Origin of the sequence: Alloyangia pacifica (assembly GCF_900116195.1) — a bacterium.
Lineage (GTDB): Bacteria > Pseudomonadota > Alphaproteobacteria > Rhodobacterales > Rhodobacteraceae > Salipiger > Salipiger pacificus.
Genome location: NZ_FOZW01000001.1, coordinates 713,614 through 729,605 on the forward strand (window position 1 = coordinate 713,614; position 15,992 = coordinate 729,605).

13 protein-coding genes are annotated in these 15,992 nt (G+C 67.4%); 7 read left to right on the forward strand and 6 right to left on the reverse strand.

Translation table 11 applies throughout. The annotated features are described in order from the left end of the window. Nucleotides 1-131: 131 nt before the first annotated feature. Genes BM397_RS03500 through BM397_RS03525 form a run of 6 tightly spaced genes read left to right on the forward strand, consistent with a single transcriptional unit; the run spans nt 132 to nt 3,141 of the window. On the forward strand, nt 132-839 hold the full coding sequence (locus tag BM397_RS03500) for a hypothetical protein (RefSeq protein ID WP_092421858.1): 708 nt from the start codon (nt 132-134) through the stop codon (nt 837-839). Further along, on the forward strand, nt 836-1,225 hold the full coding sequence (locus BM397_RS03505; protein WP_092421861.1) for a hypothetical protein: 390 nt from the start codon (nt 836-838) through the stop codon (nt 1,223-1,225). The genes BM397_RS03500 and BM397_RS03505 overlap by 4 nt, the downstream gene beginning before the upstream one ends. Then, on the forward strand, nt 1,222-1,524 hold the full coding sequence (locus BM397_RS03510; RefSeq protein ID WP_143015344.1) for a hypothetical protein: 303 nt from the start codon (nt 1,222-1,224) through the stop codon (nt 1,522-1,524). The genes BM397_RS03505 and BM397_RS03510 overlap by 4 nt, the downstream gene beginning before the upstream one ends. Next, complete coding sequence (locus BM397_RS03515) at nt 1,521-2,135, forward strand: hypothetical protein (RefSeq protein WP_143015345.1); 615 nt, start codon at nt 1,521-1,523, stop codon at nt 2,133-2,135. Before BM397_RS03510 ends, BM397_RS03515 begins: the two co-directional genes overlap by 4 nt. Beyond that, nucleotides 2,132-2,725: a hypothetical protein gene (locus BM397_RS03520; protein WP_092421871.1), complete on the forward strand. Its 594-nt coding sequence runs from the start codon at nt 2,132-2,134 to the stop codon at nt 2,723-2,725. Before BM397_RS03515 ends, BM397_RS03520 begins: the two co-directional genes overlap by 4 nt. Then, complete coding sequence (locus BM397_RS03525) at nt 2,722-3,141, forward strand: hypothetical protein (RefSeq protein WP_092421874.1); 420 nt, start codon at nt 2,722-2,724, stop codon at nt 3,139-3,141. Before BM397_RS03520 ends, BM397_RS03525 begins: the two co-directional genes overlap by 4 nt. Before the next feature lie 332 nt (nt 3,142-3,473). Here BM397_RS03525 and BM397_RS03530 read toward each other — a convergent pair whose 3' ends face one another. Further along, on the reverse strand, nt 3,474-4,313 hold the full coding sequence (locus tag BM397_RS03530) for a hypothetical protein (protein ID WP_092421877.1): 840 nt from the start codon (nt 4,311-4,313) through the stop codon (nt 3,474-3,476). A 105-nt stretch (nt 4,314-4,418) separates the two neighbouring features. Next, nucleotides 4,419-5,300, reverse strand: a complete 882-nt coding sequence (locus BM397_RS03535; protein WP_143015346.1) for a hypothetical protein — start codon at nt 5,298-5,300, stop codon at nt 4,419-4,421. A 31-nt stretch (nt 5,301-5,331) separates the two neighbouring features. Between BM397_RS03535 and BM397_RS03540 the strand changes: the two genes are divergently transcribed. Beyond that, nucleotides 5,332-6,096, forward strand: a complete 765-nt coding sequence (locus BM397_RS03540; RefSeq protein ID WP_092421883.1) for an abortive infection family protein — start codon at nt 5,332-5,334, stop codon at nt 6,094-6,096. Between the two features lie 451 nt (nt 6,097-6,547). On the opposite strand, the gene BM397_RS03545 is transcribed toward BM397_RS03540, so the two are convergent. The 4 genes from BM397_RS03545 to BM397_RS03560 are packed head-to-tail and all read right to left on the reverse strand — an operon-like array spanning nt 6,548 to nt 15,989. Beyond that, nucleotides 6,548-6,925, reverse strand: a complete 378-nt coding sequence (locus BM397_RS03545) for a hypothetical protein (RefSeq protein WP_092421886.1) — start codon at nt 6,923-6,925, stop codon at nt 6,548-6,550. A 15-nt stretch (nt 6,926-6,940) separates the two neighbouring features. Beyond that, the gene (locus tag BM397_RS03550) at nt 6,941-10,162 is read right to left on the reverse strand and encodes a DUF6519 domain-containing protein (protein ID WP_092421889.1); all 3,222 of its coding nucleotides are present in this window, start codon (nt 10,160-10,162) and stop codon (nt 6,941-6,943) included. Nucleotides 10,163-10,197: 35 nt separating this feature from the next. Next, nucleotides 10,198-12,480 (reverse strand): hypothetical protein, encoded by a 2,283-nt coding sequence (locus BM397_RS03555; RefSeq protein WP_092421892.1) that lies wholly within the window; start codon nt 12,478-12,480, stop codon nt 10,198-10,200. Then, entirely contained in the window at nt 12,480-15,989 is a 3,510-nt protein-coding gene (locus BM397_RS03560) for a DUF8189 domain-containing protein (protein ID WP_092421895.1), read from the reverse strand. Before BM397_RS03560 ends, BM397_RS03555 begins: the two co-directional genes overlap by 1 nt. Between the last annotated feature and the right edge of the window lie 3 nt (nt 15,990-15,992).

The following is a 15,992-nucleotide window of genomic DNA, read 5'->3' on the forward strand; positions in this document are numbered from 1 at the left end:
AGTAACGTACTGGCACTAAATGACTTTTCGTATCCTGGACGCGGGTTTTCTCTTGCCTGCCGGGGACCGGCCGCGCAGGCTCTAGGGGCGCGGCGGATCGGCCCTCGCGCGCAGCAGCGTAAGGAGACGCCATGTTCGCAATCGTCCTGAGGCCCGCCGAAATCCAACTCGGAGGCGCGCTGATACGCTGCTCCCGCCGGATCACCTCAGAGCTGGCCGACAAGGCGCGTGACGCTGCCCGCGCCCGCCTCGAAACCCTCCGAACCTGCGCCCCGTCCGCCATCGCCGGACACCTCGCCGAACTGCACGAGATGCAGCAGCAGGTCACCAGCGTCATCCGCCAGACCTCCAACATCGCCCGCGAACTCCGCGAAGCCTCCGCCATCCTGAGCAAGAGCGAAGCGCCTCGCGGGAACAGCCCGCTGTTGCACGCCTGCCTTCAGGCGCACGCCGCTTACGCCTCGGTCAAAGCCGCCGTTCCGGACGGCGATTTCCGCGAACTCGATGAGGCGGTCGAGCAGTTGAACGACACCGCCGCCGAACTGGAGAAAGACGCCCAGACCGCCAAGGGCCGCGCCGAGAAGCTGGCGGGCCTGCTGCAGGAAGCTTCCGTCATCGGCCTGTCTCGCGCGCCTGTGAAGCAGCGCGCTACCGTCGCTGCCTACGACTTGCCGCCAGACCTCGCCGACCTCTGCGAGGGCCAGCCGCTCGCGGGGAAAGCAGCCGCTGCTGCGGCTTGGCTCGACGACAAGACCGCATCCCGCGAGCGGCAGAAGATGGCCCGTCGCGACCGCCAGCGGCAGGAGCTGAAATCCACCATCTCGGAGGTATGGGCATGACCGCATCGAAGGAAGCGGAGCGCGATGCGCGCTACGAGAAGGCCATGAAGGAAATCAGGGCCAAGCGACGGGCCGACCCAAAGAAATGGGCCGATAGAAAGTTACCTGCCCTGCGGGAAGACGTCACCGCCGCACAGGACGCCTTTCTCTACGTGTTGTCGAAAGCTCTATACAAAGAACGCGACCTCGCCGACGAGCGCCTCGACGCCCGCCTCGCCGCTATCGACGGAAAAGGCGCGCTCTTGGGCGCGGGCCGCACCGTCGCACGAGCGAACATCGACAGCGTCGTCCGCGCCGTCGAGCCCGTCACCCAGCGCCGCGCAGTCATCAGCGAAGGCCGCGCCCCGCAGTGGGCCGAACCGCTATTCACCGGAGGCACAACATGAGCAACGTCCGACAGCTTCAACCGAAGACCCGCGGAAAAGAGACTTTGACCCGTGAGGACATGGAGAGAAACGACAGCGCGTTCATGTACGCGATTGCCGAAGTCCTGAAGGACGAACGCGAGCTGACCGAAAAGCGCCTCCGCGAACTGGACGGCGCGCACCTGCTGCTCGGCAGCGCCCGCAAGGTCGCCGCCGCCAACCTCACGGCCGTCACCAAGGCCATCGCGCCGACGACCCAGCGCCGCGCAACCATCATCGAGGGCGTCGCCCCGCAGTGGGCGGCGGGGGTGTTCAAATGAGCCGCGCAATCAGTGAACACGAAGCACGACACATTTTGGCCGCTGCCGTCGCGGTCGAGCGCATCGCGCCCGCGAGGTACAAAGACGCCGAAGTAAGCATCAAGATCAGCGCAACCGAGGGCGAGGTCATCGTCGAGGTCGGTGACGTCATCGCAGATCCTCGGAACCTCGAACTGAGCCAGCAGGTCGCGGCGTTGGCCGCTGTCGGGCCTGCGGCGCGCGCCGACGATGCGCTCGACCTGTTGCAGGCCAAGCAATGGGACGCAATCGTCGAGGCGGGCGACCTGTCACGCGCAGATGTCGAGTTGATCGCGCGGAGCGCGCTGCCTGACCCCAGCCTCGCCGCCGCGCACGCGGTCGCAGGCGTTCAGGCGCTGCAGGCGCGCCTCGGCCTCGCCGGTTTCCTAAAATTCGCCAAGACCTTGCGAGATAGCTGCAACCAAGCGTTCAACACGTGGCGGCTCGACGAACTGGTGCCGCAATCCGCCGCCCGGAGCGCCGTCCGGGAAGCCGCGGAGCGCCTCGACGACCTGCTGCATCCCAACACCGCGCTGAAGCGCATCAAGGCACGCACAGAGGCCGAGCGCCTCGTCCAGGAGGGCAAGCAATGATCGAACTCGCAAAGGAGTTCCCGCGTACCACGTTTGCCTCTGAGGAGATGGCGGTCGAGATGCTCGCGGCTTATCACACCGTGCACGACCTGAGGTCATTCGCCATCTACGACGACGAGGTGACTTACCAAGACGGGTACCGGCTGGAGAACCGGCCACGCGTCGCGCACTATGCTCGGATCGCTCACCGCCGTCTTCAGGCGGGCGACACCATCGACACGCTCCTCCAGCTCGGGGGTGCCTACGACGCGAGTGACACACGCGAGCGCATCCCGACAGAGGACGATATCCTCGCGCGCAAGGCTGCCTGTATCGTCTATGGTTGCAGCTTTTTCATCGAACTGTTCGCCATTATTCTCGAAAAGCTGCACGGAGCTGCCACGGCGCACGGGCAGGACACGACCAAGGTACCGGTGACAATCCGCCTCGGGGCCATCCCGCCCCACATGGGGCCGCCGTTCGAATTGCAGCACTGCGAGGACGCGAGGATGTTTCAGGACACGAAGCTCCGCGAAGGCGTCGCACTTTTCATGCGCGCGCAGGGCGGGACGGCAGTACAGAACTACAGGGACGGACAGGCCAAGCCATGAACAAGATGCTCAAGGCCGCCGACGCGGCAATCGCCAAGGGCCGCGCGCGCAGCTCGGAGGACTGGGCACGCGTTACCGCCAAGGCGAACCATATCACGCGGCTGGAGGACGCTGCGGCACGCATCGAGGCGCAACTGAACAAGCGAACCGAGCCCGCTGGCGTGACGATGCGGCTGCTCGCGCTGATCGAAACCGGTGATGTCGAGATCTGGGCCGTCAGGCGCGGCACGCGGGCGAAGCTGGCGGGGCACCTGTGCACCGGCGTCGTGCGCGCCGATCACCGAGGGGTCGTTGTCGGCACCGGCGCGCCTTACGTGTTCCTGCGCCAGCGCAACGCGATCATCGACGCGCTCGCGCAGGCCCTATCGGCGCATATCAGCGCCGTCATCACTCAGGCGGTCGCGCGCCTTCCCTGAGGGCGTGTCATCACAATGCGCTCGACCTTGGCAAGCAGGATCGCGAGATGAGGTGTTTCGGGATGTGTCATGGTGGCTCCGGTGTTGTTGCCGGTCGCGAACGTGCTTGGGTGGTCTCGACCGATTGCTCATGCTCGGCAGCGTACCGCCCCGCACCGGCCACAGGCAAGCGATTGACCCTAGCGTGCGCCCCTCGCAGGGCGTAGGCTCAAGGCGCACCGCAGCGGATGCGTGCACGGGCAGGAGAGGCCCACTCGGGCGGGGGCGCTTGTCCTGCCCGCTCTGCTTCAGGGGTGAGAAGACCAAGAGGCCCGCGCGGGCCTCTGCCATCTTCAGCGAGCGCCGGTCTTGCGCCTCTCGTGCGACTTGCGCTCTGACATCTCCAGCAGCTTGGGCGTCACCTTGATCGGCCCTTTCCGGCGAAGGTCCGCGAGCATCTCAAGTTCCTGAATGTCTTCCTCCGGAAACGAGACCTCGACCCCAAAGTCGCGTCGCAGCGCCGCCTGCGCGTCACGGGCCCAGTCGAGGATTTCCTGCGCCACGTTGCCCTTTAACGATCTTTCGTACCTATCAACGAAAGAGCGCTTGATCGCGTTCACTTGTTCGGTGCGTTTCCGATGCCCCTCGACGTCCTCCACCGCTGAACCGAACTCCTTTTGGATCAAGTCGCTGGCCTCCTGAACTCCCTGCGCAATCTGCCGATGCAGCGGGTCGTAGGGATAGCTCGTCAGATCGAACAGGAACACGGCGTCAATGTCTGCTTTTAGGTCTGAGAAGTCGATGTCCTGCCCGAGGTCTTCGTGTTCCGCGACGAGCCGGTCAAATAGTCGCCAATTGTCTTCCCATGAAGATGCACTACCCAAGCGCCCGCCCATGATGTTTTGTCGAACGATCTGCTCGGTATAGATCGCGTCCTTCGCTTTCAGGCGGTCGATCAGCGCGGCTGCTTCCTTCTGCTTGTCTTCCCAAAGTTCGGCCTCGAACCCGAGGCCCTTGAACCGTTTGAAGCGCGAGAGGTTGGCGTAGATGAAGCAAAGGAAGGCCATGCCGAAGGTCGCAGAGCCGCCCGCCACATCTTCCTGCCAGAGGCGGCAGAAACTGAAGCCAAGGAGGACCAACCCGACGGCACCGAAGAAGACCCCCTGCCAATTCTCCCTCCAGAACTTACCCATACGTCACCTGATACCCGTCTGCCGATGCTGCGCACACTCTGGTCGAATTCCGCCTCGATGCAACCCGAGCATCACGCGGGCCGCCTTCGTTTCGTGCAGGCAGGATCAGATTAAAATGGCTTCCTCTGACGCTTCTAGGTACTCCTCAAGCCGAACCCTATAGACGAGCTTGTAGCGCGTCATGTCTGCGCTGGTGCACCGAATTTCGATCCTGTCCGGCATTTCGTCTCCATACTCTTTAAAAAAGAGATCCAGACCTTCATCGCGAGAAGCGTCCAGCAATGTGACCTTGCTGCGAATGAATTTGTAGGGTTCGGGCTGAACCAAAACTTCTAAATCCGAAAGCTTTTCGCCCGCGTTCAGAATATGGACTTGGAACCGCAATCTCCAGTTGGAAGTCCCGTCTGAGTGATAGCGAACAGGCCCACTTTTGCCAAGTTCCAGAAGCCTGACACGCAAGTTTGGCTTGTATTTCTTCCTTATCGCCTCTTGCTCCGCGAGCACTGTCTGCCGAGCATGTTCAAGGCTTTCGCGGGTGACGCCGACCATTTCTTTTTGCTGAACGACCGAGTTCGCCATCTCGGCGACCTGGAGGCGCAGTTCGCTGCCCTGTTGGAGGAACCCGAGGACAACCCAGATGATGGCAAGCGGACCGAGTATACCAGCAAAGAAATCGCCAATCTCGTTTGGCTTCACCACCCCCCAAGTGATCCAGCCCTTTGCCGTCCCGAGCCAAATGCCAGCGATCAGGATCGCGATATAGATCGCTGTTCCCCATAGACCCCAGAACGTAAGCCTGCTGCTCGCCCGTTTCTCAGAGCTTCCAGATTGATCGTCCGACAACTCGTTACCCTCAACTACGCCTGCCTGTGCCCGCAACTCGCGCGGGTGCGCGCACTCTGGTCGATTTCCTCCTCGATGCAACCCTGAGATGGTACCGAGAATGGGTGTCAAACCCTCTTGATGCGGCTGACCGCGCGAGGTCATGTGTGCCACATCGAACTACTCAGGCTGGAAGATGATTAATCCCGACGACATTCCCAATTCGACGATTGAGCAGCTAGCGATGATGGAGGGGATTCTGATTACTGCCGCAACCGGAGGCTCCGACGACAATCGCACTTATGAGCATCTGCGTCGTAAATTCATGGCGGAACCGATGATCAGGGAACTGCTTCCGGCGTTTGTTCGAGCCTATCGAAACCTTGATGCCTTCTGGCCTTATATCAAACACGAGGCAGGAAGTTACGCCGAGAGGCGACAGATAATCAGCCAAGCCTTCACGCCCCTGATGGATCAGCTTGAGGGCTACCATAGGTCACCCGGAGACAAGGCTGCATCTGATGCGTTGGAGACGTTCGACGCTGAGGGAGTGCACTCGGTGTGGAGCAAGGCCATCGACCGCCGAAATTCTGATCCCGAGGGCGCTATTACCATGGCGCGCACCCTGCTGGAAACCGTGACGAAGCGCATCTTGGACGAATGCGACGAGCCGTATTCCGACAAGGATGAACTGCCCAAGCTTTACGCCAATGCGGCGAAGGCGTTGAACCTCGCGCCAAACCAGCACACCGAGGAGCCGATCAAGGCAATCTTGGGCGGCGCTATGAACCTCGTGAACGGCATCGGCACCCTTCGGAACCGGCTGTCGGACTCCCACGGTCGCGGCGGGCGGTTGCCAGTTCGACCGTCGCCTCGACACGCCAGCCTCGCAGTCAACACGGCGGGCGCAGTCGCGACTTTCCTTGTCGAGACCTACCAAGAGAGACAGGGCAAGCCTTAGCCACGCAGCAGGCAGCATCATCCAATCAAGAAGGGCGGCCCCTGCTGACCGCCCTGCCCTCGCGTGCACACGTCTGAAACCGAATTGCACACGTGGTGCACACGCCGACGCCAGATTCGCATGAAATAAATGGAAATCAGCCCAAGTCGAGACAATCCATCATCGGCGCGACGGACAGGCGGGCGGCCTTCGAAACATCGGAAGACCCTGATTTCAAGTGGCTTTCCATCTCAACTCCGCGTCTCGTGTCGCAATCTTCGGGCAAATCTGACTGGCATGGGGCCTTGGCGCAAGGCAGCGCAGCGCCAGAAGTGGCGCCCATAGCACTTTTGCGCGCAGGAACACCAGTCCTGCGCGCCCACAGGCGATTGCCCGGGATCAGGAGCCGGGCGTCATGCGCCAGCGGCAGGCCGCCCCGGGGACGCCCGCCGAGAGCGCAGGCGCGGCCCACTCACTTCTTGCGGGGTTTTCTGGTCTGGGAGCCCAATGTTCCATCATCCGTGTCCGCGGCGGCGCGTCGAAGATCGCCGCCGCGAATGCCGCCGCCCCCGGTGCCACCGCCGCGAAGCCCGCCGATGTCCACGTCCGGCCCTGTCTCCAGCGCCTTCAGCTCCGCCTCGTAGCCGGCGATCTCCTTGTCGAAGCGGGCGGTCACCTCCTCGCGCCGCTTGCGCAGGTCGGCGATGGCCTTGCGGAGGGTGCCGGCCCGGGCGCGCCGCATCTCGGCGGGCAGCTTGGCGTCCGCGGCGCTGGCCTTGCGGGTGAGAATGTCGCGCTCCAGCCCGTTGATCCGGTCAATCTGCCGGGCGATTTCTTTGTCGAGGTCCATGTCTGCTCTCCCGCTTTAGAGTAGGAAGTTGAGGTCCCCGTCCGGAGCCGGCGGGACGGGGTTGTAGGACAGCGCGGTGCCGCTCGTCACATTGCCCACGAAGGGGCCCCGCATGCCGTTGAAGTCGAAGGAGAAGTAGCCGGGCACGGTGGCCTTCACATGGTTGCCCATGACGCTGCAGGCGCGCCCGACGAGCACCACCGTGGCGTGGGTGTCGTCGCGCGGGCCCGAGGCGTGCATGCAGTAGTTGTTGCTGAAGAAGACCCGCTCGAACCGCAGGCTGATATTGTCCTGCACGGCAAGCTGGCGCAGTTCCACCAGCGCGCTCGCCCCGGTGCCGATGAACTTGTTGTCGAGGATTTGCGCCGGGAAGCCCAGCACGACCTCTTGCGCGCCAAGCGCGATCCGGAATTCCAGCAGGCCGCGCATCAGCAGCGCCCGGTCCTCGCGCGCGGCGTCACGGCCGAGCGCGTTGGAATAGGTGACGAGGTTGCTCTGCACCCGCGCCTCGAGGATCAAGTCGCCGAAGATGCCCCAGGCCGCCGCAGAGGTGCCCGCGCCATCCAGGGGCTCGCCGGTGTCGGTGATCTCGTTGTCGTCGACGACCCATTCGCCCAGCACCAGGTAGCCGCCCAGCCCCAGCGACAGCGCCTGCGCGGAGCCGGCGTTGGTGATCCGGTTGCGGCTGAAGGTGCTGCGCCCGAGCAGTTGCAGCCCGACGGCCCCGCCGCCCCGGCAGGCCGCAAGCCGGTTGCCGCAAGCGCTGACCCGGCTGTCTTCGGCGACCATCAGCCCGAGCACCCCGCCGATCACGTCATTGCCGTCGATGCGGCTGTCGCGCCCGCCGCTGCTGGCGAGGCCGGCGAAGGCCCCGGCGATGCGGTTATCCTCGATCCGTTGTGCCGGGGACTGCAGCGAGAGCACCCCGAAGGTCGGAATGGCGTCGTCGGTGACAACCTGGTTGCCGGCCACCGTGGCCCCGCCGGTGCGGGTCAGCAGGATGCCGGTCAGCAGCCCCGCGATCTGGTTGCCGCGTGCGGTGATGCCGCTGCTCGGCAGCGCGTCCTCGCCCTCGTAGCCAATCTGCAGGCCGATGGCGGGCTGCTCGCCACGGGCGAGCGCGGTGATCTTGTTGTCGGTGACCGTGCTGCCGGTGCCGCTGGCGCGGATGCCCTGCCCCATGGGTGCCGCCACCGCGACCATGTTGCCGCGGATGGTGGTGAACTCCGAGGCGGCGTCGATGCCGCGCGCCCGGTTGTCGCCCTCGCCCGCGCGGATGCCGGTAAGGATCGCATTGTCGTGGATCATCGAGGCCGAGGAGGCGGATCGCGGCGTGTCGAAGGGCTGGTCGTTGATCACGATGCCCTGATGCGCACCGAGGATGACATTGTCCCGGACGTGCGCGCCCGATGGGTTGCTCGCGATCCACACGCCCGTGGCCGCCGGAACCTCCTGCAGGCCGAGGCCAAAGACCATGGCGTTGCCGTCGATTTCGGGCAGGCTCGACAGGCCGAGCACCGTCACCCCGAAGTCGGTGTTGAAGATGGCATTGCCGCTGATCCGCGCCCGGTCGGTGCGGACCAGCTGGATGGCCACGCCGCCGGAGGTGCCCGGGAAGGGCGCGATGCGGCAATTGCTGATGCTGATGTCGTCCGAGCCGCCGCTCGCGATGATCGGCACCGCGCCCTGCTCCGGAACCCGCGCGAAGAAGTCCAGCATCTCGATGCGCACCCCCTGCGCCGAGGTCCCCATCCGCAGCAGCGGTGCCGCGCCCTGCAGGATCGCGCCCGGGCTTTCGCCATGCATGTGCACATTCGCCCGGTTCAGCTCCAGCGTGGCGGGCACCGGGTGGACCCCAGCCTTGATGCAGATGCAGCCACCCTCCAGGGGCAGCGCGTCGATCGCCGCCTGGATGCTCTCGCCCGGACGCACGACGAAGGTGCAGCACCCCTCGCCCGCCGGATCGGGCTGCGGGCGGCAATCGGTAAGCACCGCATTGGGCCCGCCCAGCCCGCTGGCCGCCGCAAGCTGCACGTAATGCCGTTCGATGCCGCGCGGAGGGGCGTCGGTCAGTTCTTCGATGCTGGCGGTCGCGGTGCGCGCCCAGAAACACCAGTAATCACCTCGGCGGAAGTCGCCGCCCGCAGGATCGGTCGAGAAGGACAGCTCGATCCCGTCGCCGAGCGGCACCGGCCCGGCCTGCGTGTCGATCAGCCCGTCGCCGTCGATGGCGTTGCTCGCGGCGGTCTGGTCCCATTTCTGGATCCGCGTATGCCGCTCGGCGAGCTGCTCACCGGTGTTGCCGAAGGCGCGACCGCCGCCGGTCGGCAGCACCCGGTCCAGCGTCACGGTGCCATTGGCCTCGTTGATGTCGATCACCTGAGCCATCTCTCCGGGCTCGTCCATCCATTCGCGGTGATCGTCGGTCACCGTCACCCAGTCGCCGGCCACGAAGCGCAACACCGGATCGCGGCCGATACGCAGCACCTCGAGCACCGTGTCGGCCGCACCGGGGGCGATCGAGAGCACCGGCGAGACGATCGATCCGTTGTCCCGCGACCACTTGAAGCGCGCGGTGCCGAGCGGGCCACCTTCGTGCACCTCGACGCGGTAGAGCCGGTTCTCCAGCCCGCGATAGCCCGAGGTGGGCGGCAGCAAGCAGGGATCGTCCGGCGCGGGCGGGGCGACGGCGCGGGTGGTAAGCCTGCCCGCCGAAGGCGGCGGCCCTACATCGAGCCCGCATTCGGCCTGCTCGACGGCATCGACGTGCAGTTGAAAGACAGTGCGCCGGCGGGTGGTCGTGTCGACGCCGCCGAGCGCCGGGTCGAGCAGCGGCGCCTCGACCCAGGTCAGTTCCTCCTCGTAGACCTCGAGGTAGATCGCCGCCTCTCCAGCCACCAGCGCCGGCGGGTCGGGCAGGAAGGGTTGGCCAAGATAGGTCACCGTCTCGCCCTCGAAGATCTCGGCCATCAGCGCATCGACGTAGATCCGTCCCGGGGTCAGCGACAGGTCCTCGGGCGGGCCCGCCACGTGGGTCACCAGAAAGGCATCGGGGTTGGTCAGCAGCGGCAGCCCGGGGTTGCCGAGCGCGTCGATGGAGAGCTTGCCGATCCGCTCCGAAAGGATGTCGACCAGCTCGTTCCAGTCGGCATCGAGCAGCACCCGGCCCTGCTGCATCAGCACCGCCGAATAGCGGCGCAGCTCGTCGTGGGTAAATCGCGAATAGTCTCCGCTCATGGTCGCCTCCTTTCACCGCAGGCGGACGCGGCGCGTCAGTTTGCGTAGATCACTCCGGGGTCAAGCCCGAAGGGCAGATATTCCTCCAGCCGGCGGCGCAGGTTGGCCTCGCGTTGCGGCTGCTTGAGATGACACCAGGCGCCCATTTCCGAGCCGTCCTCGGCACCGGTGGCGATCTCGTCGGGGCCGTTCAGCGACAGCTGCAGCCAGGCCGGGGTGCCGTAAGTTTCGCTGGTGTATTCGGGACGCAGGCGCAGCCTGACCCGCGCGCGCAGGCCGTCACGCTCGGCCTCGGTCAGCGGGACACCGGTGGCGGCTTCGATGCGCGCGATCTCGGCCCGCTCGGCAAGGCCGGGCTGGCAGCGGTAGCGGCGCGGGGTCTGCGAGCCCGGCGCGACGTAGGAGAACCGCACGCAACCGGTCTGCACCCGTTCGGCGATCACCTCGCCGTCGAAGATCACCTCGGTCGCCATGTCGATCTGGCGCACGAAGACCGGGCCGCGCAGTGTCGTACGTTCCAGATGCACCGCCGGCCCCGGGCTGGTCGGCCCCGCGCCAAGCCCGCGGATCGCCGCAACTCCGAGCCCGTCGATCGCACAGTCCAGCGCGAAGATTCCTTCCGAGGTTTCCGGCACGCGGATCTGGCCGGTGATCGAGAAGGCCATCTCGATCCGCAGCTCGGTGTTCGCGGGCTCTCCGCCCGACTGCGCCGCGGCGCGGATCGACGGCGGTACCGGCGCGGGCGGCGGCAGCGCCTCGTCCGGATCGGGCAGCGCGATGCTGCCGCCGGGGACCAGCGTGCTGTGCACCAGCGCCAGCCTCCCGAGCGAGCCGGGGATCTCCACCCTGCCCTCGATCAGCAGCCCGCCAAAGGTGACCGAGAAGTCGGGATTGACCCCCTGCACCCGGATCGGGGCGTCGGGCCTGAGGTGCGGGCGGAAGCCATCCTCGGCCTCGAGCGTCAGGAACCGCCCGGCGGCGCCCGCGATGTTCAGCGTGATGTTCTCGGCATAGGTGTCGTTGGTGGCGATGCGGATCACCGTGTCGGCGCGCCCCCCGGCCGTCCAGGCGGCCAGCGCCGCGCCGAGGGTCCCAAAGCTGCCCGGATCGCCGCTGTTGTCCACCGTCAGCCGTGCCGCGGGCACGGTCTCTCCGGTGAGCCACGCGGTGCGCGCGTAGGTGCCGCCGCCGGTCTCGCCGGGCCAGCCCTGGTGGTACCAGGCCTGCACCTGCCCGGCGGGCAGCCGACCGGCACCAAGTGTCAGCCGCCCGCTGCGCACGTCCACGGCGACCTGGTTCGGCCCCGGCTGGCTCCAGCCGTCGAGGTTGCGACAGCGGATGTCGTCGGGTGGCACCTCGACCCCGTCGACGGTGATGAACAGGCTCGCCTCGGGCGCGGGCGGCAGCGCGCCCATGCCGGCGGGCGCGCCATAGAAGGCGGCGAACCCCGGGCGGGGTGCGCTGAGCGACAGGTATGCCGAGAGGTCGCCAAAGAACTTCGCCGGGCGGATCGCCTGCGGCACGTGCAGCTCGGTCGCCAGCCCCGCCTCGTCGCCCTCTCGGCGCAGGCGGGAGAAGAGCGGCGCGTCATTGCCGAGCGGCGAGATGTGATAGCGGAAATCCCCGGCCCCGCCGAGACGCCGCGCGGTGATCCCCGGCAGCTCCAGCGCCCGCAGCCGCCACAGGAAGAAACCGATGTTGGGGATGTTCTCCCAGCCCTCGAACTGGCCCGGGGGCCGTACATCGACGCTGCGGCAGGTCGCATCGAAGGCACCGCCGATGCGGTCCATCGCTTCGGGCGACCGGAGGTCCGGCGTGGCCACCGCGTGCATCCGCAGGCGGTTCCGGACCCATTGCGACCACACCAGCAGCTCGAAGAATTCCACCGCATGCGCCGCCCATCCCGTCACGTCGCGGGCCAGTTCCTCGAGCATAGGCAGCACCGACTTGCGCCGCCGGTAGTAGACGGTCTTGAGCGTGTCGCTGCGGCTCCGGAGCCCCACCGGCGGCACGAAGGACGGGCCCTCGAGCTCGGGAAACAGCGCCTCGGCGCTCGCAGCGTCCTGCACGCGGCTGTCGCCTGCCAGCAGCGTCGTGCCGACCAGAGCGCCGATGTAGGGAATGGCCCAGGGCTCGCAGGTCTCGACAAAGGCGTTTCGGCCCAGCTGCTCGATGTCCGCCTCCAGCGCGTCAGCCTGAACCTCCATGATGTCGAGCAGCGCGCGCAACGGGTAGCCCTCGGCGGCGTCGCGTTCACGCAGGATCGCCGGGAGCAGGTTGAAGAGCTTGTGCTCGGGAGCAGTGGAAAAGGCCTCCATCACAGCGCCTCCACGACGTTCAGGGTCAAGTCGGTGGCCAGATCGGCAAGATAGGCCTGCTCGGCGGGCAGCACCGGCGGCGGCGGTCCGGGCAGGTAGGCGGCGCTCTGGTAGCGGTCGATCTGCGCCGGGTCGTCCGGCCTCGGGCGCGCCGGGTAGAGCCGGATGTGCACCTGCACCGGATCGGCGCTGACAGACCGCACGGCGCGCTCGGCGGCAGTCAATTCGGCATGGTCCTTGAGGTGCAGCAGGTCGATATCGACAGCGCTCACCCCCGCCACCGCCTGGAGCACCGCGTAGGCGTCCGACAGGTGCACGGGCCGTCCGATGCCCACCACGTCGAAGCCGAAGGCGGCAACGATCGCGGCGCGTGCCGCCTCGGCCACGCTGTCCGCGTCAAAGGCAGGATCTCGCAGCAGCTTGGCGCGCAGCACAATGGGCACCCGCACCATGTTAGCCAGAATCAGGGGGCGGTTGGGGTCGCGGCTGGCGGTCAGCTGGTCGTGCAGCAGGGTCAGGCTCTCGGGCGCGAGCGCGACGCCTCCGGGGCCTGCGACGGTGAGGTGCGCAGTGCGCTGCATGCGGTTCCAGACCCAGGTGACATAGGCGCGCGCTGCCAGCCCCGAGGCCGTGGCCAGCGCCGCAAAATCCTGCAGCGAGACGATCCGCCCGAAGGTTCGCACCCCGTCGGGTGCCGCGTGGCGGGCGTCATCCGCTGTCTCGCCCGGCGCCCCGCCCGAGGTCGCGAGCGGGTTCTGAACCGCCTTCATCCCCACCGGTTTCTCGAGCGGGATCGCCAACTGACCGGGCCGGAGGTTGCCCGAAAGCCCGGCCCCGAGCCGCCGGGTCAGCCGCAGGTTCAGCGCGCCCGTCGGGAAGCGCGCGCCGGCGCGGAGGCCGTCGCCGCCCGAGAGCACCGGCGGGTTCTCGTCGGCAAGGCGCAGGGTGAAGGCGCGCTCCTTCGGGTCGCGTCCGTAAAGGCTCGGCACCTCCTGCCATTCCACGCCATCGACCCGCAGCGTCACCTGCGGCTCGGGCCGCGTGCCGGTGGCCGTCGGCAGGTGAGTGATCTGGCCCGGCGGCACGCTGAAGTGCTGGAAGGGCAGCGCGGCATCGCCGTTGCCCAGGGCGTCCTCGCGCTGGGTCTCGCCATGGCTCGCGTCGGCGACATTGCCGTGCAGCCTGAGCGCGCCAGAGACCCGCGGCAACGGCGGGTCGATCCCGACCGCAAGGTGATCGACCCGCCCACCGGGCTGCGACGGCACCGCGAAGGTGGCTGTCACGCGCGCCCGGTGCACAAGCTCGGGCCCCGCGACGATGATCTTGCGCCCCTTGCCGAGCGCCCCCAGCGCCTCGGGGTCGGCAGAGTCCTCCCCGGGCTCCAGCGGCAGCGCCAGCCAGGCGCCCTCGGCCCTCTCCGGGTAGTCGTAGTTGCGAAAGCCGATGTCCGTGCCGCCGATCTCGAAGAGCCGCGTCTCGCGCCGGTCGGGGATGAAGCCGAAGTTGCCGCCATGGCGCACCCAGGCGGGCTGGGTGAAGGAGAGCCGGGTGGTGACCACCGTGTCATCGGTGTGCCGCGCCGCCACATAGGCGCCGCCGGGGACCAGCACCGCCGAGGGATCAGAGGCCAACGTGCCGCCCTGCCCGATCCAGTTCCCCCACGTCTCGCCAATCCGGGTCAGGAAGCCGAGCGTGCCATCCCGCTGCCGCACGATGACCGCCGCCCAGTCCGGCGCCCCGCCGAGTGCGGCGGGATCACCCACCGCATCGCCGCCGAGATCGCGTAGCGGCTCCCAGCCGCCGGGGCCCTGGCGGAAGTGCTGGAGGCCGCCGCTCAGGCCCCGCGCGAAGACATCGAGCCGCCCCGCGCCGCTTGCCGAAACCGCCGGCGTCCCGTCGATCTGCCCGCCGAGGCTCTGCCAGTCGTGCCACGCCAGCCCGTCAAACCGCCGCCACCAGAGCGCATCGTCGATGCCCCGGGCAAAGACCGCGATGCCGATCCCGTCCGGCGAGATCGCGGCAGGCGGCGAGGCAAGGATGCCACCAAGCGGCTGCGGCGGCTGCGGCGCGCCGGTGGCGTCGAACACCCAGAGGCCCGTCGCGGGACCGCGCACGAAAACCCGCACATCGCCTCCGGCCGTCGCCACTGGCACCGGGCTGGACGTCAACGCGCCTCCGAGGTCGAGCCAGGCGCCCCAGCCGCCGCCGGTCCAGCTGCGCTGGCGCAGCCGCATGGCAGCATCACGCACGAACATGTCAAAGCGCCCGGCGGTACTGACAGCGGTCACCTCCGAGGAAACGAAGAGCGGCGGCGACCCCTGCACGTAAAGCGGCTGACCCGGCGTGTCCGGATCGTCAAAGCCCGCAGGGTGGCCGCCCCCGGTACGCACCAGCACCGCCGGATCGCCCCCGGGCAGCGCGACCATGGTCGGTCGCCCCTGCACCGTCTCGCGCACCGCCACGTGGGTCACGCTGTCGCTGAGGGGCCCGAGGCTCGCCGCGCGATCCTCGGTCGCGGTGACGCGCGCGGTGCGCAGGCGTGGCTCGGCACCCGGGCCGGCATCCAGCAGAAGGTGCGCCCCGACGTCCAGATCGCCAATCCGGCTGTCCAGCGGGTAGTCCGCCACGCTTGATGCGATGGCCCCGTCGATGGTCTCGCTGTGCCAGCGGTTCTGCGGCAGCGCGGCGGGATCGTAGACATTGTGCGTCGCCGGGGCGTTGTGCCCGAAGAGCCGGAGCCGCCGCAGCGCCGGCGCAGCGCGGATGTGCCCCTCGTTCAAATCCGGGGCCTGCACCGCCGGCGTCCAGCTGAGCCGGGTGCCGCCTGCATCCGAAGCAAGGGCGCGCACCGTCTTCTCCTCGATCAGGTTGCGCCCGAAGAGCACGAAGCGGCCACCCGCGATCAATCCCGCCGCGTCGGTCACCGGGGCAGTCGTCCGACCCTCCGCCAACGGGTTGATCCGCAGGAATGGCGCAAAGACCGGGACGGCGTTCAACCGCCCGTTGGCCCGTATCTCCTCCAGCGTCTCGAAGACCTGCGCGGTCTCGTCGGGTCCGGGGATGCTCATCACCTTGAGGCCGGCCCGGAGCCGGGTGCTCTTGCCCTCCTCGATCTCGAAACTCAGCGCTCCCATCGCCGAGAGCGCCGGGCGCGGCACGTAGCCGACCAGCCCGACGAGGTGCTCGACCGAGGCTTTATGCACCGCCTGCACCAGGTACATCTCGTTGGCGATGCGCTCGTTGTAGAAGGTCAGCACATCGCCGAGCGCGGCGAAAAGCTCGATCAGCGTGACCGCGTGGTCGTCGCTTTCGCGGGTGGCAAGACCGGAGAGCTCGGCGTGCCTGTGGATCTCGCCCAGCATTGCCTGCCGGAAGCTGCCGAAGGTGCCCAGCCTATAGGCGATCTGCGCCAGTCCCGGTCGGTTGCGGATGTCGGCAGGGGCCGGGGCAACACCCGGTGTGCAGCAGTTGCAGAAGCGCGGATCACCGAGGGGGGACAGCGGTGCCATGGC